Source organism: [Clostridium] hylemonae DSM 15053, assembly GCF_008281175.1.
GTDB classification, from domain to species: Bacteria; Bacillota; Clostridia; order Lachnospirales; family Lachnospiraceae; genus Extibacter; species Extibacter hylemonae.
On the sequence record NZ_CP036524.1, the window covers coordinates 1107124 to 1127651 of the forward strand.

The 20528-nt window shown below is 52.9% G+C and carries 16 protein-coding genes and 1 riboswitch; of the genes, 12 read left to right on the forward strand and 4 right to left on the reverse strand.

Features of this window, described 5'->3' with window-relative positions; genetic code table 11:
• The first annotated feature begins 205 nt into the window (after positions 1 to 205).
• Entirely contained in the window at positions 206 to 925 is a 720-nt protein-coding gene (locus LAJLEIBI_RS05230) for a LytR/AlgR family response regulator transcription factor (protein ID WP_006441873.1), read from the forward strand.
• The gene (locus tag LAJLEIBI_RS05235) at positions 926 to 2227 is read left to right on the forward strand and encodes a sensor histidine kinase (RefSeq protein WP_006441874.1); all 1302 of its coding nucleotides are present in this window, start codon (positions 926 to 928) and stop codon (positions 2225 to 2227) included.
• On the opposite strand, the gene LAJLEIBI_RS05240 is transcribed toward LAJLEIBI_RS05235, so the two are convergent.
• The 3 genes from LAJLEIBI_RS05240 to LAJLEIBI_RS05250 are packed head-to-tail and all read right to left on the reverse strand — an operon-like array spanning position 2224 to position 5111.
• Complete coding sequence (locus LAJLEIBI_RS05240; RefSeq protein WP_040434665.1) at positions 2224 to 3660, reverse strand: Na+/H+ antiporter NhaC family protein; 1437 nt, start codon at positions 3658 to 3660, stop codon at positions 2224 to 2226. The two genes, LAJLEIBI_RS05235 and LAJLEIBI_RS05240, sit on opposite strands and share 4 nt — an antisense overlap.
• A gap of 25 nt (positions 3661 to 3685) precedes the next feature.
• Positions 3686 to 4741 (reverse strand): aldo/keto reductase, encoded by a 1056-nt coding sequence (locus tag LAJLEIBI_RS05245; RefSeq protein ID WP_006441876.1) that lies wholly within the window; start codon positions 4739 to 4741, stop codon positions 3686 to 3688.
• Positions 4725 to 5111: a TIGR04076 family protein gene (locus LAJLEIBI_RS05250; RefSeq protein WP_006441877.1), complete on the reverse strand. Its 387-nt coding sequence runs from the start codon at positions 5109 to 5111 to the stop codon at positions 4725 to 4727. The genes LAJLEIBI_RS05245 and LAJLEIBI_RS05250 overlap by 17 nt, the downstream gene beginning before the upstream one ends.
• Before the next feature lie 429 nt (positions 5112 to 5540).
• Here LAJLEIBI_RS05250 and dsdA point away from each other — a divergent pair, with 429 nt between their 5' ends.
• The 9 genes from dsdA (at position 5541) to xdhC (ending at position 17404) form a co-directional block, all read left to right on the forward strand.
• Complete coding sequence (gene dsdA, locus LAJLEIBI_RS05255) at positions 5541 to 6860, forward strand: D-serine ammonia-lyase (protein ID WP_006441879.1); 1320 nt, start codon at positions 5541 to 5543, stop codon at positions 6858 to 6860.
• A 27-nt stretch (positions 6861 to 6887) separates the two neighbouring features.
• Complete coding sequence (locus LAJLEIBI_RS05260; RefSeq protein WP_006441880.1) at positions 6888 to 7910, forward strand: molybdopterin-binding protein; 1023 nt, start codon at positions 6888 to 6890, stop codon at positions 7908 to 7910.
• Between the two features lie 2 nt (positions 7911 to 7912).
• Positions 7913 to 8953 carry an XdhC family protein gene (locus LAJLEIBI_RS05265; RefSeq protein ID WP_006441881.1) on the forward strand — a complete coding sequence of 347 codons (1041 nt, stop codon included), beginning with the start codon at positions 7913 to 7915 and terminating at the stop codon, positions 8951 to 8953.
• A gap of 50 nt (positions 8954 to 9003) precedes the next feature.
• Entirely contained in the window at positions 9004 to 10431 is a 1428-nt protein-coding gene (locus LAJLEIBI_RS05270; RefSeq protein WP_083790583.1) for a uracil-xanthine permease family protein, read from the forward strand.
• A gap of 3 nt (positions 10432 to 10434) precedes the next feature.
• Complete coding sequence (locus LAJLEIBI_RS05275) at positions 10435 to 12234, forward strand: ABC-F family ATP-binding cassette domain-containing protein (RefSeq protein ID WP_006441883.1); 1800 nt, start codon at positions 10435 to 10437, stop codon at positions 12232 to 12234.
• A gap of 42 nt (positions 12235 to 12276) precedes the next feature.
• Positions 12277 to 12373, forward strand: a riboswitch (purine riboswitch).
• A gap of 47 nt (positions 12374 to 12420) precedes the next feature.
• Positions 12421 to 13704 (forward strand): amidohydrolase family protein, encoded by a 1284-nt coding sequence (locus tag LAJLEIBI_RS05280; protein ID WP_040434668.1) that lies wholly within the window; start codon positions 12421 to 12423, stop codon positions 13702 to 13704.
• Between the two features lie 4 nt (positions 13705 to 13708).
• Positions 13709 to 16012, forward strand: a complete 2304-nt coding sequence (xdhA, locus tag LAJLEIBI_RS05285; RefSeq protein WP_006441885.1) for a xanthine dehydrogenase subunit XdhA — start codon at positions 13709 to 13711, stop codon at positions 16010 to 16012.
• A complete protein-coding gene (xdhB, locus tag LAJLEIBI_RS05290; protein WP_006441886.1) occupies positions 16005 to 16889 on the forward strand; it encodes a xanthine dehydrogenase subunit XdhB in 885 nt (294 codons plus the stop codon). Before xdhA ends, xdhB begins: the two co-directional genes overlap by 8 nt.
• Before the next feature lie 29 nt (positions 16890 to 16918).
• The gene (gene xdhC / locus LAJLEIBI_RS05295) at positions 16919 to 17404 is read left to right on the forward strand and encodes a xanthine dehydrogenase subunit XdhC (protein ID WP_040435328.1); all 486 of its coding nucleotides are present in this window, start codon (positions 16919 to 16921) and stop codon (positions 17402 to 17404) included.
• 74 nt (positions 17405 to 17478) lie between these two features.
• Here xdhC and LAJLEIBI_RS05300 read toward each other — a convergent pair whose 3' ends face one another.
• A complete protein-coding gene (locus LAJLEIBI_RS05300) occupies positions 17479 to 19047 on the reverse strand; it encodes a PucR family transcriptional regulator (RefSeq protein WP_040434670.1) in 1569 nt (522 codons plus the stop codon).
• A 281-nt stretch (positions 19048 to 19328) separates the two neighbouring features.
• Here LAJLEIBI_RS05300 and LAJLEIBI_RS05305 point away from each other — a divergent pair, with 281 nt between their 5' ends.
• The gene (locus LAJLEIBI_RS05305; protein ID WP_006441891.1) at positions 19329 to 20510 is read left to right on the forward strand and encodes an MFS transporter; all 1182 of its coding nucleotides are present in this window, start codon (positions 19329 to 19331) and stop codon (positions 20508 to 20510) included.
• The last annotated feature ends 18 nt before the right edge of the window (positions 20511 to 20528 follow it).

A 20528-nucleotide genomic window follows, 5' to 3' on the forward strand; every position in this document is an offset into this window, starting at 1 on the left:
GAAGGAGATCCCCGTGTGACACATCTGTGTCACACGGGGATCTTTCTGTCTGTGGCCGGCCCGGGATAAGACGGCGGCCGCTTATATATACGATTCACTACGTTTTGATATTTTGAATCTGCCTATATATTGTGTAATGCTTCGTATCATGTTATAGTTTATATTATAAAATACAACTTGAAAAAGGATTCGTAAGGAGGAAAAAATGAAAATAGCAGTCTGCGAGGATAAAGAAAAAGAGCAGGACCTGCTCTGTGAACTGATAAAGACAGCCATGGCGCGCCGGGATGTGGACGCCGAACTTGAGGTGTTCGGTACTGCCGGGGAGCTTTTGAAGGCTGCGAAGAAAACCTTTTTTTCCATGCTTTTTCTGGACATCCTTCTGCCGGGACTTTCCGGCATGGACGCCGCACTGAAGCTGCGGCGGGAGGGGAACTACTCGCCGGTAGTGTTCACGACAAACACAAAAGAATATATGGCGCAAAGCTACAGTGTATGGGCGGTGGATTATCTTTTAAAGCCCCTTGAACAGGAAAGTGTGGACGAGGCGTTTTCCCGTGCGCTCAAGGTTCTGGAGGGCACGGAGAAGTATCTGGAGATCATGGTATCACGGCATATCGAACGTATTCCATATTCCGATATCTATTATATGAAAGGAAATAACCGCAACTGCATGATATATACCCGGACCGGCACGTACAATCCGTATGAATCGGTGCAGGGCATATTGAAAAAACTTACAGACAACCGCTTTCTTAACAGCCACCGCAGCTACATCATCAATCTGGACCATGTGATCGCGGTACAGCGGGGCAAGGCGGCCATGCGCGATGACGTGCTGCTGCCCATCCGCAGGGGTGAGACCGGACTGGTCCGCCGCGCGTGGGAGGACAGACGGTTTGAAGTCGTGGGAAGGGGTGAGTAAATGAATACAGCGATACAACTGGCGGCCAGGTATATTCTGTCGGAAGTTCCATGGTACTTCCTCGCCTGTGTTCCCTTTCTGAAACAGCGGCGCGTTTCCAGGACAGTGATCGGCCTGATGGCCGCTTTTATGATCGCCTTCCGGGCAGCCAGTGCCTTTGTGCTTGTGCTGGCGGTTCCCAACTGGCTCAACTATACGGCGTATGCCTATCTGCTCAACTACCTTCTGCTTATCACCTTGTTTATCCGGGCGTTCCGTGTTTCCGCTGTCCGGCTGTTTTATGTTTTTTTACTGATGTATTCGATCTCAACGTGCATCAATCAGATCGCATATGGAAGTCTGTTTTATCTGTTTCCTTACAAAGCTGCCGGAGTGCCGCGTTTCACACTTCTGACCGTTATGCAGTTTGCCGGCAGTCTGATCGTGATGCCGTTTTTGTATCGATTTTGTAAAGGCAGCCTGCAGACTGCGCTGGAGCAGCTGGATAAAAAAAGTATCCTGCTGCTGTGCGTGACGCCGCTGACTTTTGCGGTGATCGCGCTTGCCTTTGTGGCCTACGGCGATACAAAGCCGGTTGAAGATCTGAGCTTGAATCTGCTGTATCTGCTTGTCTCCCTGGCCGGCATTATCAGTTACTTTTTTAATCTGAAGATGCTGTTGAACAGTGCAGAGCGGCTGAACAAGGAGCATGAGCTGGAAACGCGGCTTGCGCTGCAGGCGAAAGACTATGAAAATCTGACCCAGAGTATCGAGGCTGCCCGCGCCGCCCGGCACGACCTGCGGCATCACCTTGGAGCTATGCGTGACTTTGCGGGGCGGAACGACACGGCAGGCATGCTTCAATATCTGGACGAATATTCGGCCAGCCTGCCAGGTGACGATGTGCCCGACTGGTGTGAGAACAGGACGGTCAATGCCCTGCTCAAGCATTATCTGGCCATTGCGGCAGGGGCGGGAGTGCATCTGGATGTGAAGCTGGACCTTCCTATGGGGGCCGGCGTGCCGGACACAGACCTCTGTGTGGTGTTCGGCAATATATTTGAGAATGCGGTCAACGCAGCCGCAGGAGGGGAAGACGCCTTCATCCGCGCCCGCTGCGTAACCGGCGGAGATGATATTGTACTCACGGTGGAAAACAGCATCGGCTCTGCGGCTTCCCACGGAGAGGGGCTGGGCCTTAGGAATGTGGAGGCAGCCGTAAAGAAAAGCAGCGGCACGGCACGGTTTGAGAAAAAGGGCAGTGTCTATACCAGCAAGGTTATTTTGAGAAAAGTACAGCAGAGCGGGGGGCGTCGCCGTTAATGCGGCGGTCTTGCTTTTTCCGGTCTGCCGTTTTCACCTTCGTATGTTCTTCCCCATCCGGTAAAGACAGAAAATAACAGTACGAGAAAAAGAGAGAAACAGTAGAACATAAAGCCGGCGACCTGAGTTACTGACAGCGCGTCCGCATATTCGTATCCCGCTGTCAGGGAAGACCCGATGAATACAAAGACGCTTAAAAATGGAACTGCCAGGACGATGGAGTTGGCAAAGCCATCCAGAAGATTGGCTCTGCGGTACGGATGAAGCCCCGCACGCTTTCCTATCTCATTTTGTATCTTCCCGAAGGTTGCCATGGAGGCGCTTGTCACTCCGCCGAAGAACATGGTGGTGACAGAGATCCCAAGCATCATGGCGGTCTCGGCGCCGCGGGAGCTTTGGCCTAACCGGCTGTTCAGGATCAGATCGGTTATTTTCTCAAGCGCCCCGGCAGCCGTGAGCACGCCCATGATCCCATATACGGAAAGGACGAGCGTTATCGTGGCGATCATTCCGTTTACACCGTCCGTCAGAAAGCCGGCCGGCGCGCCGTCCTGTACGGAAAGGACACTCTCCGGCGTGAGCAGGTGAAACGCCAGGCCGACGATAGTCCCGAGGATCAGTCCGACCGTGATCGCCTTGTATATATTCCGTGTCCTGACCGCGGTAAAGAGCATTACAGCGACAGGGACGAGCATCACGAGCGCGGCGGGATTCCTATGTTCTCTCAGGATATCCTCTGCACCGGTGCCGAGAGTACCGCCGCCTCCGAAGATCCAGAACAGAACAAAGGAAATAACGCCTGCGGCAAGGGAGTATTTTAACCGGCTGGCCACACAGCCGCCCACATCGGCAAAGCCGGACTTTTTAGTATATTCCTGCGTTCCTGCCGAGATGATCGTCGTGTCGGAGATAGGAGCCAGATTATCCCCGAAGATCCCGCCGCACACAATGGCGCCTGCAAGTGCGGCAGGATCGCTGCCAAGCAATATGCCCGCCGCATAGAAGATCGGGAAGCAGGTAAACATTGTGCCGAGGGAAGAGCCGGTCGCAGAGGCAATGACACACACGGCAAAGAAAGTAAATGCCGTAAACAGGCCGCCGCCGACATGCAGTCTGTCCGCGAGCCATACAAAGCCGGTCGATATGTTGGCCGCTTTGATCATTGCGGAGAACATCCCGATAATGAGCAGAAGGATCGTCACCGGGACCGCTTCCTTTGCCCCGCGGTAGACTGCTTCCCAATATGCCTCATAATGTCCTTTCTTAGTAAAGAGAGCGCTGATCAGAAGAGCGGTGAGGGCTCCCATCGCAAGCGCATACATTTCAAATGCTTTTAATACGACAAAATATAAGATACAGAAGAACAGGAAGATGTATACGGGTAAGAATGCAACGCTCCAGCCTCCCTTGAATTCAAGTTTTTTCTTTTCCATGTCTGTTGTCACTCCTTTGGATGGTTTAGCTTTGTTCCTTTTCATTGATATTCATGTGCATAATGCTGCGGTATTTGGAGCTGGGGGTGCGTTCCAGTTCAAACGGTTCCCCTTCGGGGGCAGGAAACTGCTGTAAAAATGCGCGTATTGTCTCAATTTCCTCTTCATCCAGGTCGAATTCAAAGATCCTGGCGTTAGACGCTACGTGCTGGCTGTTGCGTATACCGATGATCGCGCCGGCGACGCCGGCCTGGCTGAGAATATATTTGGAAGCCACGTTGGGGATGCCTGCATTATATTTCTCTGCGATCTTGGACAGCAGGCCGAGCAGTTCCTGATAGCCGTCCCAGCCGAGGGTGTCCTCAATGATCTGAAGATATTTGACCTGGGAGCGTGTCTCCGGCTCGGTCATGTTCTTTCCAAGCCATTTTTCCGCGAGAAAACCACCGGATAACGTACCATAGCAGAGGAGTTTGATACCGTTGGCTTTACAGTAATCGAGCATGTTCCTCTCCGGCCTCCGGTCAAATACGGAATACTGAGCCTGCATGGATACGACGGGAATGCCTGCGTCTACCAGCTCTTTCAGGCGGGCGGTATCAAAATTTGTGACTCCGATATTGCGGATCTTGCCTTTTTCTTTCAGGCGGAGCAGATACCCGGCAGTCTCTGTATATCCGGGGACGTCATAATCCCACCAGTGAAACTGCACGAGATCGAGCGTGTCGCGGTTTAAGCGCTTCAGGCTCCGGTCAATGATCTGTTCGGTAAAAGCGTAGTCTACCTGGCTTAAGTAATTGATATCGGGCACATACTTCGTGTGGATCTGAATGTCATCGGCGGATATTCCATGTCCGCTCTTTAATTCCTTCACAAATTCTCCGATAAATTCTTCCACGCCCGTATAGATATCCGCGCAGTCAAACGTAGTAAATCCCTGTTCTGTCAACAGGTGGAATGCCTTCATCACGTCTTTAAGATCCAGGCGGCCCTGCAGGCTGTGTCCTTCGGAAAGCTGCCAGCAGCCGTTCAGTACCCGGCAGATCGTATAATCCTTTGTCAGTTCAATCCTCTGATCCATTTTTAATTTCCTCCATATTCATTGTTATGTCATCTTTTGTGGAATGTATCTTTTCTACCGTACATTCAGAATGCCGGAGCGTCCGGGGTCTGGTCCGGGTTATTTTAAACCTTGCCCCGCAGTTTGGGTCCGGGCAGGCAATGATGCTGTCGGAGAGCATCCAGTCGTTTTCGTGCAGTTCCCTCTGTTTGGCGGGAAGAAGCGGCAGGAGAGCGGCGAGGGAATACATGGAAAATGAGGTCGTCTGGGGAAAAACGAGGTTTTCGCCTTCCACGAGGAAATAGTCCCCTTCTCTGTGGCGGCATACCATCGGCTTATCCGAGCTGATCACCTCCACTTTCAGATCATACAGTGTAAATTCATCGTTCATATGCAATATCCTTTCTCATTTTGATTTGGAATAAAAAAAGCCTGCCCCTGAATACAATAGATTCAAGGACAGGCCATGCCTGCGGTACCACCTTGTTTGGTATACAATATACCCACTTTACAGAATGCGATCACATCCCTGGCCCTTTAACGCCGGCCCTGCGTCTCGGCTACTTGTCTGACGTTCACCTTGCCCTCTGAGGCCCACTTGCTGGCACTGACATCTGTCCGGCTCACACCGTCCCGGATTCGCTGAAGACCGTTTGGCAGCAAAACTTCCCCATCTGCGGTTTCTGATTTCTGAGTATTATAGCACCGAACAAACAGTGATGTCAATGAATCATATCATAATTTTGAAAATTACAGTGTATTAGTAAAAACACGGTATATGTGTTAAAATATAAAAAATAAGCTGAGGAGGATTTGCCTTATGGATAAAAAGATAATGGAACTGCCCGTCGTAAAGAAAATCGCAGAAGCCCGGGACCTTGCGTGGGTGAACCCGAAACTTAAGCCGTTTGCGGACGTAAGTCTTGAGGTGGCCATGGCGGATATCGAGGACGCCGAGAAAAGACTCGCCCGCTTCGCACCGTTTATCGTCAAATGCTTCCCCGAGACGGCAGACCGGGGCGGGCTGATCGAATCTGCTCTGACTCCGGTGCCAAAGATGCAGGCATACGTGAACCGCGTATACGGGAGCGCCCTTCCGGGAAGGCTGCTCTTAAAGCAGGACAGCCATCTGGCCATTGCCGGTTCGGTGAAGGCGCGGGGCGGCATCTATGAAGTGCTGAAGCATACCGAGGATCTGGCGCTTGAGGCTGGTCTCATAACGATGGAGGACGATTATTCTGTCCTTGCGTCAGACGAGTGCAGAACGTTCTTCAGCCAGTATACGATACAGGTCGGCTCTACGGGGAATCTGGGCCTGAGTATCGGAATTGCCAGCGCGGCGGTCGGATACAAAGTCATCGTCCATATGTCCGCGGATGCCAGACAGTGGAAGAAAGACATGCTGAGAAGCCACGGCGTCAAAGTAGTGGAATATGAGTCCGACTACAGCGAGGCGGTAAAGAACGGAAGAAGGCAATCGGATGCCGACCCGAAGAGTTACTTCATCGACGATGAGAACTCCAAAAATCTTTTTATGGGTTATGCGGTGGCTGCAAAACGGCTGAGGACGCAGCTTACAGAACTGGACGTAACGGTAGACGGCGATCATCCGCTGTTCGTATATATTCCGTGCGGCGTGGGCGGCGCTCCGGGCGGAGTTACGTTCGGCCTCAAGGAACTGTGGGGGGACAATGTGCACTGCTTCTTTGCAGAGCCGGTGCAGGCGCCGTGCATGCTGCTTGGAATGGCGACGGGACTCCACAATGATATCTCTGTGCAGGACGTTGGGCTTACCGGCCTTACCCATGCGGACGGGCTCGCCGTAGGGCGTCCGTCGGGATTTGTAGGTAAAGTGATGGAACCGCTCTTAAGCGGGGAGTTTACGCTTGAGGATAAACGGCTGTATGAGTATATGAGAAATCTTCTTGAGACAGAAGACATCTTCCTGGAACCGAGCGCGTGCGCGGCGTTTGAAGGTCCTGTCAGACTGCTGCAGTACGAAGAGACAAAAGCGTACATCAAGGAGAAGGGCCTGTGGGATAAAATGGACGATGCGGTCCATATTGCATGGGCGACGGGCGGCCGGCTCGTGCCGGAGGACATCCGGGAGGAATATAAGAATACATATCTTGATCAATAACGGGGGACAAAGGAGGCAGAAACCACGATGAAGCAGATAAAGGTAGAGGACGCGGTGGGAAGCGTACTGTGTCACGACATCACACAGATCATCAGGGGAGTCACAAAGGATGCGGTATTCCGCAAAGGGCATGTCATTACAGAGGAAGATATCCCGGTGCTTTTGTCGGTCGGGAAGGAACATATCTATGTATGGGAGGCTTCGGAAGGCATGCTGCATGAAAATGACGCGGCAGAGATCCTCAGACGCATTTCCCAGGGAGCGCACATGCATCCTTCTGCTGTGAAAGAGGGCAAGATAGAACTTATCGCGGACTGTGACGGTCTGCTGAAAGTGGACACCGGCAGGCTGCATGCGGTGAATTCTCTCGGCGAGATGATGATCGCCTGCCGCCACGGCAATTTTCCTGTGAAAAAGGGAGACAAGATCGCGGGCATGCGCGTCATACCACTCATCATAGAGGAAGAGAAGATGAGACAGGCGGAGACATTGTGCGGACGAAAACCGCTCTTTCAGATCCTGCCTTTTGGCAGGATAAAGGCGGCGGTCGTTACGACGGGCAGCGAAGTATACAGCGGGAGGATCCGGGATGAATTTACCCCTGTCGTGATCGGGAAGCTGAAGGAGTATGAGGTTGAAGTGACACGCACGGTCACGTGCAATGACGATCCTGCCATGACGGCGGAGGCTGTGCGGGGCTGCCTGCGGGACGGCGCCGGTCTTGTCATCTGTACCGGGGGCATGAGTGTGGATCCGGATGACCGCACGCCTCTGGCGATCCGCAGATGTGCGGATGAGGTCGTCACCTATGGGGCGCCGGTGCTGCCGGGAGCCATGTTTATGCTGGCATATGCGGCCGGTATTCCCGTGATGGGACTGCCGGGCTGTGTCATGTATGCGAAGCGGACGATATTCGACCTCGTGCTGCCGAGAGTGCTGGCGGGCGAGAGACTTGGCGCGGAAGATTTTCAGTGTCTTGGGCAGGGAGGACTGTGCCTCTCCTGTCCGGTGTGCACATTCCCGAACTGTGGATTTGGAAAGGGAGCTTAACGATGGATACACTATATGAGCTGATACAAAACCGGGACGCCGGAGAAGACAATATGACAGCGCTTGTGATCGCCGGGACTGCCCAGGGGGAAAAGGTCTTTCTGTCCGGCCGTGAAGTCATATGGAAGTCTGGGGACTGTCCGTTTCTTACAGGGCATCTTGCGGAGCTTACCGAGGTACAGGGAAACGGTGTCATCGAGCTTGACGGGCAGAGGGTATTCTGTGAGTACACCGGCTGCCGGAAAGAACTTGTCGTCTGCGGCGGCGGGCATGTGTCCGTACCGATCATACAGATCGGAAAGATGACGGGCTTTTACGTCACTGTGCTGGAGGACCGGCCGAGATTTGCGGACTGTGCCAGAAAAGCCGGCGCAGATCAGGTGATCTGCGAACCCTTTGCGGATGGTATGGATAAAATAGAAGGCAGCACGGACACTTACTTTGTGATCGTCACGAGAGGACACCGGTACGACAGTACCTGTCTCCGTGAGGCGGTGAAGAAGCCTCATGCCTATGTCGGCATGATGGGGAGCAGGAAGCGGGTCGGTATCGTCCGGCAGCAGCTGAAGGATGAAGGGACGCCCGGAACGCTTCTGGAGAGCGTCCATGCGCCGATCGGTCTGGATATTGGCGCAGAGACGCCGGAGGAGATCGCGGTGTCCGTCATGGCGCAGATCATACAGGTGAAGAACAGCAGAAGGAGGAACGAAGCCTATGTGCCGGAGATACGGAAGTATCTGACAGAAACGCCCCGGCAGGGGCTGAGGAGCGTGCTCACTGTCATCGTCTCCAGGAAAGGGTCGGCGCCGAGAGAGACCGGGACAAAAATGCTCGTGAGAGAGGATGGACAGACGTTTGGGACGATCGGGGGCGGATGTGCGGAGAGTGAGGTCATCAAAAGAGCGCTCCTGATGATGCGTGAGGGAAAGGCGGCAGAACTTTGTACGGTCGATATGACCGGACAGGAGGCGGAAGATGCCGGTATGGTCTGCGGCGGGATCATTGAAGTGTGGATGGAATCAGTGCCCATTGACAAGGCCTGACAACGATGGTACTCTTTTGAAGTATGAGTTTTACACAGGAGGAAGAGAGAATGGGAAATGAGAAAAACAAGACATATTCAAGTCCTTACGAGCTGGAGGGAAGGATCCCGTTTGGACAGGCGGCAGTGCTGGGACTTCAGCACGTGCTGGCCATGTTTGTAGGGAACCTGACGCCTCTGCTCATCATCGGCGGGATGTGCGGGCTTGGAGATGCAGGTGTGCTAAGAGATGTACTTCAAAGCGCCATGCTGATCGCAGGAGTGGTATCACTCGTCCAGCTGTTTACGATAGGGCCTGTCGGAGCCAGGCTGCCTATCATCATGGGAACAAGTTCCGGATTTATCGGAGTGAGCAAGGGTATCTGCGCGTCCATGGGAGGCGGCGTGATCGCGTACGGCGCCATACTCGGGGCAAGTCTGATCGGAGGACTGTTCGAGGGTGTGCTCGGTTTCTTTCTGAAGCCGCTGAGACGGTTTTTTCCGCCGGTCGTGACCGGTACGGTAGTCATGGCGATCGGTCTGTCACTCATATCGGTCGGGATCAATTCTTTCGGCGGAGGAAACACAAACGGGGATTTCGGATCGCCGGTGAATCTGCTTGTGGGAGCTGTCGTGCTCATAAGCATTATCCTTCTTAAGCATTTCACGAAGGGCATCAGCAGCGCGGCGTCTATCCTTTTCGGCATTATCATCGGATATATCGTATGTGCCATGCTGGCGCTGTTTCTTCCGACTACATATGAGTACGTGGATGCAGAGACGCAGAAGACGATCACCGCCACATGTTCCTGGGTGCTCGACTGGGGCAAGGTGGCAGGAGCGGACTGGTTTTCGCTGCCGAAGATCATGCCGGTCAAATTTGTCTTTGACGTCAAAGCGGTCATTCCGATGCTGATCATGTTCGTCGTCACAGCTGTGGAGACGATAGGAGATATTTCGGGTATCACGGAAGGCGGACTTGGCAGGGAAGCTACAGACAAGGAACTGTCCGGCGGCGTCATATGCGACGGGCTCGGCTCTTCTTTCGCCTCCTTCTTCGGAGTGCTGCCCAACACTACCTTCAGCCAGAATGTAGGCCTGGTAGGAATGACGAAGATCGTCAATCTGTTTGCGCTGTCCATAGGAGCGGGCATTCTTGTGTTGTGCGGCTTCTTCCCGAAGATCGCCGCCCTGTTCGAGATGATGCCTCAGTCTGTACTTGGAGGGGCTGCTGTTATGATGTTTTCATCTATCGTGGTCAGCGGCATTCAGCTTGTGACGAAGAGAGGCGTCAACAACAGAGTTGTCACGATCGTGGCCGTTGCGCTCGGCTTTGGATATGGGCTTGGCTCTACGGCGGACGTGCTGAATCAGCTCCCGCAGTGGGTAGGATATGTGTTCGGAGGTTCGGGCATCGTGCCGGCGGCTCTCGTGGCCATGGCGCTCAACATAGCGATCCCGGAAGGAAGAGACCCGTTTGCAGGAGAAAATGAGGGATAAGAGATGAACTTACTGACAATGGAAGGGGTCACGAAGTCCTATACAGACAAGATTCTGCTGGACAAAGTGGACTTCGCGGTCAATGACCATGAAAAGATAGGGATCGTCGGTGTCAACGGCGCGGGCAAGAGTACGCTGCTCAAGGTCGTGTCCGGCTTGGAGGCGGCGGACGGCGGCAGTGTAAGTTCCGGCAAGAATGTGAAGCTGCGCTATCTGCCCCAGACCCCGGTGTTTGACGGGGGCGCCACAATACTGGAGGCGGTTCTGAAAGATAATGCAGACAAAAGTAACGAATGGACGATCGAGAGTGAAGCCAGGGCGATGATAAACCGCCTTGGCCTTCCGTCCTATGACACAAAAGTGGATACACTGTCCGGAGGACAGAAGAAACGCGTAGCGCTGGCGGGGGCGCTTCTGGCGCCGGTGGAAATACTTGTGCTCGATGAGCCGACCAATCATCTGGACGGGGCGATGGCCGAGTGGCTGGAGCAGTATTTGATCAGATTTAAAGGCGCTATCGTGATGGTGACACATGACCGGTATTTTCTGGACAGAGTCGCTACGAGGATCGTGGAGATCGAGCGGGCCAGGCTCTACAATTATCCGGGCAATTATTCGGAGTATGTGAGCCTGAAGATGCAGCGTCAGTCTATGGAGAACGCGGCCGAGAGGAAGAGGCAGAGCCTGCTTCGTACAGAGCTTAAGTGGCTCGCGCGCGGCGCGCGGGCAAGGTCCACGAAACAGAAGGCCCACATCCAGAGGATCGAGACACTTAAGGAACAGAGCGCGCCGGAACAGGAAAAGCAGGTTGCCATGAGTTCTGTCTCGTCCCGAATGGGGAAAAAGACGATCGAGGTGTCACACATAGCCAAATCATACGGCGGGCGCACTGTGATCGAAGATTATTCTTATATCTTTCTCAGAGATGACCGTATCGGTATCGTAGGGGAGAACGGGTGCGGCAAAAGTACGCTGCTGAAGATCATTACCGGGAACCTGGCGCCTGATTCAGGTTTTGTGGACATGGGAGAGACCATCAGAGTCGGTTACTTTTCCCAGGAAAATGAGTATATGGACGACTCGAAACGGGTCATAGATTATGTGAAGGAAGCCGGCGAGTATGTCACGATACCGGAGGGGACGGTCAGCGCCTCCCAGATGCTGGAGCGGTTTCTGTTTGACGGGGCGCTTCAGTGGAGCCGGATCGAAAAACTGTCCGGTGGAGAGAAGCGCAGGCTGTATCTGCTCCGTATTCTCATGGAAGCCCCGAATGTACTCGTGCTTGATGAGCCGACGAATGATCTCGATATCCAGACGCTGAATGTGCTGGAGGATTATCTGGACAGATTCGACGGCATCGTCATAACCGTATCTCACGACCGGTATTTTCTCGACCGTATCGTGAACAGGATCTTCGCCTTTGAGGGAGAAGGCAGGATCGCCCAGTATGAGGGAGGCTATTCTGACTATCTTCTCAAAAGCGCCGATGCCGGGGAGGCCGCGGCGCCGGGACCGGAGAGAGAGAAGAAGGCGAAAGAAGAGAGGTCATGGAAGTCCGGCCCAAAGAAATTAAGATTTACTTATAAGGAGCAGCGGGAATTTGAAGTGATCGATGAAAAGATCGCTGAACTGGAGGAGAATATCGGTGAGCTGGAAGAGCGTATCACCTTAAATGCCACGAATTCCGCGGCTTTGAATGAACTGATGAAAGAGAAGGAAGAGGCGGAACAGAAACTGGAAGATATGGTGGAGCGCTGGGTGTATCTGAATGACCTGAATGACAGGATAAACAGCCAGAGTTAGTCATTGACTCGTACCTTTTCGTGTGATACGATGAAATCAGAAAAAACAAAAAACATGGAGACTTATATAGGTTCATAATCGGTTGAACGTTTCTACCAACTACCGTAAATAGTTGTCTATAAGTATCCGCAGAGGTAAAAGTCTGCGGGTATGTGCAGACTTTTACGGAAGAAGGAGGTTTGACCGGTGAATGAATCTGTTTTTATTTTACGAGGAGATATCTGCTGCAGCAGGAGCCTGACGGAGCTTACGGTGCAGAAAGACGGGTATGTCGTATGCAGGGACGGAATATCAGAAGGAATATATGAGCGTCTTCCCGACAGATATAAGGACTGTCCGGTGCGGGATACGAAGGGGGCGCTCATCTTGCCGGGACTTGTGGATCTGCATATTCACGCCCCGCAGTATACATTCCGGGGGCTTGGAATGGATCTGGAGCTTCTGGAATGGCTGAATGAGCATACATTTCCGGAGGAGGCAAAGTATGCGGATATCGAATACGCGAAGGAAGCCTACGGAAGGTTTGTGGAGAAGCTTAAGTACAGCGCCACAACACGGGCATGTATCTTCGGGACGATCCACGTGCCTGCCACGGAGTATTTGATGGATCTGCTGGAACAGTCGGGTCTTTGTACGATGGTGGGCAAGGTGAACATGGACCGCAATGCTCCGGATCCTCTTACGGAACAGAGCGCGGATAAGTCGGCTTATGATACGGTGGAATGGGTCAAGGACTGTCTGAAGCGGTACCGGAAGACGAAGCCGATACTGACGCCCCGGTTTATTCCTACGTGTACGGATGCGTTGATGGAGAATCTGAAAAAGATACAGATGCGGTACGGACTTCCGGTACAGTCGCATCTGTCGGAGAACGTAAGCGAGGTGGGCTGGGTGCAGGAACTCTGCCCGGGATCAGAGTTCTACGGGGATGCGTACGACAGATTCGGCCTGTTCGGGGCGGATACAAGGACCGTCATGGCGCACTGTGTATATTCCGGCGTGCAGGAGCGCAGGCGGATGAAGGAGAATGGAGTGTTTGCCGCCCACTGTCCGGAATCAAATATGAATCTGTCGTCCGGGATCGCGCCTGTCAGGGCATTTCTGGACGAAGGAATACCGACAGGGCTTGGCAGCGACGTGGCGGGCGGAAGTACGGAGGATCTGTTTGCCGCCATGGCCCATGCCATACAGGCATCCAAGCTTCGGTGGAGGCTCGTGGATGATACGTTAAAGCCGTTGACAGCGGCGGAGAGTTTTTATCTGGCGACAAAAGGCGGCGGCGAATTTTTCGGCAGGGTCGGAAGTCTGGAGGAAGGCTATGAGTTTGACGCTGTCGTTATTGACGACAGCGCGGTGTCGGACCGGGAGAAGGCAGAGATATCGGAACGCCTTGAACGGCTCATATATTTAAGCAGCGAGTCAAAGATCACCGGCAAATTTGCCGCAGGTGAAGAGATTTTCTGGAGGTGAGCAGATGGAGCAGCGCAGGAGAGCAGTGGGAACGAGTGTCAACCGGGTGGACGCATATGACAAAGTGACAGGCCGGGCCAGATACACGGATGACCTGTGCGGGAAAGAGGCGTATATTGCGCGGGTGGTACATTCTACCGTGGCGAACGGCAGAGTATTGTCTGTGGATAAGTCGGAGGCAGAGAAGCTGCCGGGTGTTATCCGGGTAGTCTCCTGCTTTGACGTGCCGAAAAATTATTATCCGACGGCGGGCCATCCATGGTCTGTAGAGGAGGCGCATCAGGATGTGTCGGACCGGCTCATGCTGACGGACCGCGTGCGGTTTTACGGAGATGACGTGGCGGCGGTCGTGGCGGAGGATGAAGTGACGGCGGCCAGGGCGGCGGGGATGGTGAAGATAGAGTACGAGGAATACCCGTTTGTTCTCGATGTCCGGGAGGCTATGGAAGACGGCGCGCCGCAGCTGCACGAAGACTATCCGGGCAATGTGCTGAACCACACAAGTATCCGAAGCGGCAGCTATGAGGAGGCCATAAAGGAGCCGGGACTTATTAAGGTGGAAGGATGGTATGATACCCCTTCCGTCCAGCACTGCCACATCGAGAATTTTATCTGTTACGCGTATGAGGCGGATCATAAGATCAACGTGACGTCATCGACACAGATCCCTCATATCGTGCGAAGGGTCGTAGGGCAGGCGCTTGGGATCCCGTGGGGCCGGGTGCGCGTCATAAAGCCGTATATCGGCGGCGGATTCGGCAACAAGCAGGATGTCCTCTATGAACCGCTCTGCGCTTTTTTAAGTACATTGTGCGGCGGACATCTTGTGAAGCTGGATGTGAGCCGTGAGGAGGCGTTCAACTGTACAAGAGTGCGCCACGCCATACGCAGCCATATCATATCGTGGGTGAGGCCGGACGGTACATTTGCCGCCCGCAAGCTTACTGCGTATTCCAATCAGGGAGCCTATGCCTCCCATGGGCACGGCGTTGTCGCAAAGGGGATGGGAGCGTTCCCGCAGCTGTATCCGTGTCCGAATGTGGAGGCGGATTCGTATACGGTCTTTACAAACAGGCCGGTAGCCGGCGCCATGCGGGGATATGGGATTCCACAGGCCATGTTTGCGGTGGAGAGTCATACAGATGATGTGGCGAAGGCGGTCGGCATGTCCCCGCTGGAATTCAGGAGAAAGAATCTGATGCCGCAAGGCTATGTGGACGCATTTTCCAAAAATGAAAATTATTTTGACACATTCAATCAATGTATGGCCAAGGCGGCGGCCTATATGGATTATGACAGGAAGATAAAGGAGTATGACGGGCAGGACGGAAATATCCGCAGGGGCATCGGCCTTGCCGTATTCTGGTATAACACGGCCGTATGGCCCATCTCACTCGAGACGTCCTCGTGCAGGATGGTGCTGAATCAGGACGGTTCGATCCAGGTGCAGGTAGGGGAGACGGAGATTGGCCAGGGGGCGGACACCGCGTTTTCCCAGATGGCGGCGGACGCCCTCGGCATACCGTTTGAGGACGTACATATCATCTCGTCCCAGGATACGGATGTGACGCCGTTCGGCACGGGAGCGTATGCCTCCAGGCAGACGTATACGGCAGGCTTCTCCATAGAGCAGACGGCGGGGCTTCTGAAAGGACGCATACTTTCCTATGCACAGGAACTGACGCGGATGCCTGCAAGCCAGCTTGAGCTGGTGGACGGCGTGATCGTGAGAAAGAGCGACGCCCGTCCGATGATGACGCTGGGAGAGCTGGCGTCGGAGGCATTGTACAGCTTAAGCCACAGCGAGCATCTGACGGCGGAGAGCACCTATCAGATCAAGAGCAATGCGTATTCCTTCGGCTGCACGATGGCGGAGGTGGAAGTGGATATTGAGGCGTGTAAGATAAGCCTTATGGACATCGTAAATGTCCACGACTGCGGGAAACTGATCAACCCTGCCCTTGCCCTGGCGCAGGTGCACGGCGGCATGAGCATGGGGATCGGATACGGCCTGTCCGAGATGGAGAAGTTCGACGCTGCCACCGGGCGGACGCTGAACGGCAATCTGCTCGATTACAAGCTGTCCACGGCCATGGACCATCCTCACCTGGAAGGGCAGTTCGTGAAAAATTATGAGCCTACGAGCGCATTCGGCACAAAGGCGCTCGGGGAACCTCCGGTCTGTTCGGTAGCGCCTGCCATACGTAATGCGGTGCTCCAGGCGACCGGCATCGGCATAGACCAGATTCCGTTGAATCCACATGTCCTGTTTGAGGAATTTAAGAAGGGAGGCCTGCTGGATGTATGATATAAAAGCCTTATATGAGGCGGAAAATATATCGCATGCAATTCAATTACTGGAGGAACACCCGGACGCCAGAGTGATCGCTGGAGGAAGCGATATTCTGATCAAGATACGGGAGGGAAAGCTGAGACAGCCGGAGCTCGTGAGTATCTACGGTCTTGACGAACTTAGGGGCGTCAGCGTAAAAGAGGGTGGGACACTGCGCATCGGCTCGCTCACAAGCTTTTCCCACATAACAAAGAATCCGCTCATACAGAAGCATATACCGGTGCTCGGCGAGGCGGTCGATAAAGTGGGCGGTCCCCAGATACGAAATATCGGGACGATCGGCGGCAATACGTGCAACGGCGTCACATCTGCCGACTCTGCGTCCACTCTTTTTGCATATGACGCGCAGGTGGAACTGGCCGGGCCGAAGGGAGTGCGCACCGTTCCTGTCCAGGAATTTTATATCAAGGCAGGAACCGTGGATCTGCAGCACGGGGAGATAGAGACTGCCATACTGATACGAAAAGATTCCTATGAAGGGTACGCCGGACATTATATCAAATATGCCATGAGAAATGCGATGGACATTGCAACGCTTGGCTGTTCCGTGAACGTTAAACTTGCAGCCGGCGGGAAGCATCTGGAAGATGTGCGGATCGCGTTTGGCGTGGCCGGCCCCGTACCGCTTCGCTGTCCGGCGGCAGAGCAGGCGGTGAAGGGAAGGGCGGCAGGCGAAGAGACGTATAGACTGGCTGCTGAAGCCATCCTTCAGGATATCCATCCAAGGGACAGCTGGAGGGCAAGCAGGGCATTCCGGGAACACATCTCGCAGGTGCTCGTCAAAAGAGCGCTTGCGGAGGCAGTGCTGCGGGCGGGAGGTGAAGCGCGGTGAATGATAACAGATATGGAGGAAGGACGGCTTTGGAGAGACAGTACAAACATGTACGATGTACGATCAATGGCAAAGCGGTGGAGACTATGGTCGATGTGCGCGCTTCCCTGACAGATCTGTTGAGGAACGACTATCATCTCACGAGTGTGAAAAAGGGCTGCGAGGTCGGTGAATGCGGCGCCTGCAATGTGATCATAGACGGCGAGTGCTATAACTCCTGCATCTATCTCGCCGTGTGGGCGGACGGAAAAGATATCCGCACGCTGGAAGGGCTCATGGGCCCGGACGGAGAACTGTCCGATATCCAGCAGGCTTTCATAGACGAGGCTGCCGTGCAGTGCGGCTTCTGTACCCCCGGGTTCATTATGAGCGCCGTGGAGATACTCGAGTCGGGCAGGGAGTATACGAGAGAAGAATTGAGGAAGCTGCTGTCCGGCCATCTGTGCAGATGTACCGGTTATGAAAATATTCTGAACGCGGTGGAAAAGACGATGAAAAAACGGCTTTCACTGTGACTGTGATATAAAGGTAGAATAAAATGGCTGCGCGTATCCCGGAGGGATACGCGCAGCGGTTTTTTGTGTTCCTGCTACTGTCCGTCGCCGGACAGCATCTGTTTTTTCATATCTAATATCATAAAGGAGAGCTGCAGCCGGAAAATAGTCTGCGCGTCGCCAAAATCCAGGCCGGTCATCTCCACGATCCTGTTTATCCGGTACTTCAGTGTGTTATAGTTCAGATACATCTTCTTGGAGGCCGCGGAGATTTCGGTGCCGTTGTTGATGTATCCCCGTATCGTATCGAGAAAAAGCTCCCGTTTATCGGCGTCCATCTTTAATATGTCCGATATGGCCGGATGCACGAGATAATTCAGCGATTCCCTGTCCGCGTAATTTAAAAATATGTGCTGGAGAAGGTAATCGGAATATTTGACGATCCGTTCTTTGTGGTGCAGCTTCCATGAGGTGTTCAGGGCGGATACCGCCTGGGAAAACTGTTCCGGCAGAGAGTAAAGATTTTTACACGTGTAGCTGATGCCGGCGCGGCAGTTCTGCTTTTCCAGCAGATTGGCGAACTGCCTCTCATCCGATTCGGAAAACAGGGTGTCTGTCTTTGTGTCAAACACGGCGACGAGATAGCCTTTATAGTAGATGATCGTATTTCTGGCAAGAAAGTTCTGAAGGACTCTTTTCAGCATATAGACTTTGCTGATATCCTGCATATAGTCTTCCGTCAGTTCGATCACGAGGAGAGTGATGTAATCATAAAGTTTGATATTAAACTGATGGATGCGTTCCTCGACCGCGTCCTCGTCATACAGCTTTTCGTTCAGCAGGGCGATGAAAAATGACTCGGCGAGCGGAGAACTTGGCGTGTAAGTATTGGTGGATTCCAGTAAAAAATACAGGATACAGTTGCCGAGCGCCTCCACGATCTCCTGATCCGATCCGGAGATCGGCTTGTTGAGCGCCAATACTTTCAGATATGCCAGCGGCTTGCCGTTATCATTTATTTTATACACAAGCTGATTGTGGTTTAGAATACCCTTTTCCCAGATGAAATCATTTCTCGGAGAATCAGAGTTCAAGTCCTCCATCATATCCATATGGATCTGTTCTATGTACTGATCGGATACATATCCCCGGCTCAAGGTCCACTCCCACAGCGGCTCCTGGCTGGAACTGTTGCCGCCTGCGTGGGCGATAAAACAGAGGGAAACGTCCACAAGAAGAAGCGGGTTCCCGAGTATCTCATATCCAAGGTCCATCAGTTCCTGTAAGGTCGTCTTGCTTTTTTTGACTTTCAGCAGTTTTAATATATTTTTTGAAGTGTGCACCTCTTCCTCCAGAAGCTTCCACACGGTGTTGCATAGCAGATGCGTATCAGCGCTTTCCGACACAGTGACAAGAGTACATCCTGCTTCCGGCCGGAGATAGGATTCCGGGACGTCACTGCCGGCGACGAGAAAGGAAATCCGTCCTACAGGAGGAATATCGGGCAGTTCTTCAGCCCGCCCTATAAAAAGCACGCCCTGTTCCGCGGAAAGCTCTTTTCTGCTGAAGAGGCGAACGGCCGAGATTGGATAACCGCAGTCCTGCACTATGTCCGGAGAGTATCGTTCCAGTTCTTTTACCAGTTCTTTAAGTGTTAATGTCATATTAATACGCCCCCTTTCTTCTGAATATAACATTCATTATTCGTGCCTGACAATAAAAAGACAATGGTATTGTCAGGAAATTCATTTGCAGTATATTGCAAATACTCCAGCGTGAATCTGTCAGATATTGCAAATGGATTTTTCATTATAACAACAAAATAAATTTTATTTTGAAAATTATTGATAATGATTTAACAAATATAATGAGATAAGATAATAACATAAACGATATCGTTAAATAGAAAACAAATAAAGCAGCAGAGGAAGGAAAGGAAAAAGATATGAGTAATGCAAAAAGCAGGATCAAGATAAGTATATATGCAATCGCACTGCTTATGATGGGGGTTATCGGGATCACAAGCGCACTGGCAACGATTGGGGCCAATTTTCCCGACGCGTCACAGACAATGATCCAGAACCTGATCTCAGTGCCGTGTTTTGCGATCATACCCACTACACTTATTGTAGGAAAGCTGATGGAGTATGTGCCGAAAAAAATAATCGCGGCGGCGGGGGCAGTCTGCTTCCTGGCGGGAGGATTGATCCCCGCGTTTGTCACCACGTCATTCGGACTGATCCTTGTCATGAGAGCAGTTCTCGGTATTGGCGTAGGCATATCACAGGTAGTGAGCACCGCGCTGGTGGCGGATAACTTTTCGGGGGAAGAACAGCAGAAAGTGCAGGGAACGCTGCAGGCATCCCAGATGGGAGGAGTTGCCGTCATGGTGTTTGCGGGCGGCTGGCTTGCGGATATCCAATGGAATTACGTATTCTACGTACATATTATAGCAGTTTTGACGCTGGCTGCGGTTGTGTTTGTCCTCCCTATGCAGAAGGTGGCAGTCAAGAAAGAAGCTTCAGGAGAGAAGCAGTCTGTACATCTAACAAAGGCTACATGGCTCTGGGTCGTATTCATGTTTGCGGTCTTTGTGGCTATACAGGTATACTCCATCTTTCTGTCGTTCCTTGTACAGGAAAGAGGGCTTGGCACCGCCGCGGATGCGGGACTTGGGCTTGCCTTTTTCGCGGCGGGCGGAGTTGTGATGGGACTTTTGTACAGCAGGCTCGTCAAGGCGTCCAGAAATTGTTCCGTGGCTGTGGGCTGCCTGATGCTGGCGGTATCTTATTTTATTATGGCTTACGCGGGCAATATGATCCTGTGCCATATCGGTAGTCTTCTCTTAGGCATGGCAGTGTCGGTGATCGTTCCGGGCGTCATGATCTATACAGGGCACACGGTTGATCCGTTTTCCGTAGGGATGGCGATCTCACTCGTGACATGTGCTCAGAATTTTGGACAGTGCGTCTGTGCTTATATTGTCAATCCGCTTACGACACTGTTCGGCAGCAGTTCTAATGTCAATTTTACCGCTTTCATTCTGGCCGGTATCCTGTCCGGCGCGCTTACGGTCGTAATGCTGATCTGGGGGATGCGCAGAAATAAGGCGGAAGTGAATTCATAGATGAAAAAAGGAGAGACT

Coding starts and splice junctions, on each gene's coding strand:
- LAJLEIBI_RS05230 (WP_006441873.1), top strand. CDS start 206: ATGAAAATAGCAGTCTGCGAGGATAAAGAAAAAGAGCAGGACCTGCTC.
- LAJLEIBI_RS05235 (WP_006441874.1), top strand. CDS start 926: ATGAATACAGCGATACAACTGGCGGCCAGGTATATTCTGTCGGAAGTT.
- LAJLEIBI_RS05240 (WP_040434665.1), bottom strand. CDS start 3,660: ATGGAAAAGAAAAAACTTGAATTCAAGGGAGGCTGGAGCGTTGCATTC.
- LAJLEIBI_RS05245 (WP_006441876.1), bottom strand. CDS start 4,741: ATGGATCAGAGGATTGAACTGACAAAGGATTATACGATCTGCCGGGTA.
- LAJLEIBI_RS05250 (WP_006441877.1), bottom strand. CDS start 5,111: ATGAACGATGAATTTACACTGTATGATCTGAAAGTGGAGGTGATCAGC.
- dsdA (WP_006441879.1), top strand. CDS start 5,541: ATGGATAAAAAGATAATGGAACTGCCCGTCGTAAAGAAAATCGCAGAA.
- LAJLEIBI_RS05260 (WP_006441880.1), top strand. CDS start 6,888: ATGAAGCAGATAAAGGTAGAGGACGCGGTGGGAAGCGTACTGTGTCAC.
- LAJLEIBI_RS05265 (WP_006441881.1), top strand. CDS start 7,913: ATGGATACACTATATGAGCTGATACAAAACCGGGACGCCGGAGAAGAC.
- LAJLEIBI_RS05270 (WP_083790583.1), top strand. CDS start 9,004: ATGGGAAATGAGAAAAACAAGACATATTCAAGTCCTTACGAGCTGGAG.
- LAJLEIBI_RS05275 (WP_006441883.1), top strand. CDS start 10,435: ATGAACTTACTGACAATGGAAGGGGTCACGAAGTCCTATACAGACAAG.
- xdhA (WP_006441885.1), top strand. CDS start 13,709: ATGGAGCAGCGCAGGAGAGCAGTGGGAACGAGTGTCAACCGGGTGGAC.
- xdhB (WP_006441886.1), top strand. CDS start 16,005: ATGTATGATATAAAAGCCTTATATGAGGCGGAAAATATATCGCATGCA.
- LAJLEIBI_RS05300 (WP_040434670.1), bottom strand. CDS start 19,047: ATGACATTAACACTTAAAGAACTGGTAAAAGAACTGGAACGATACTCT.
- LAJLEIBI_RS05305 (WP_006441891.1), top strand. CDS start 19,329: ATGAGTAATGCAAAAAGCAGGATCAAGATAAGTATATATGCAATCGCA.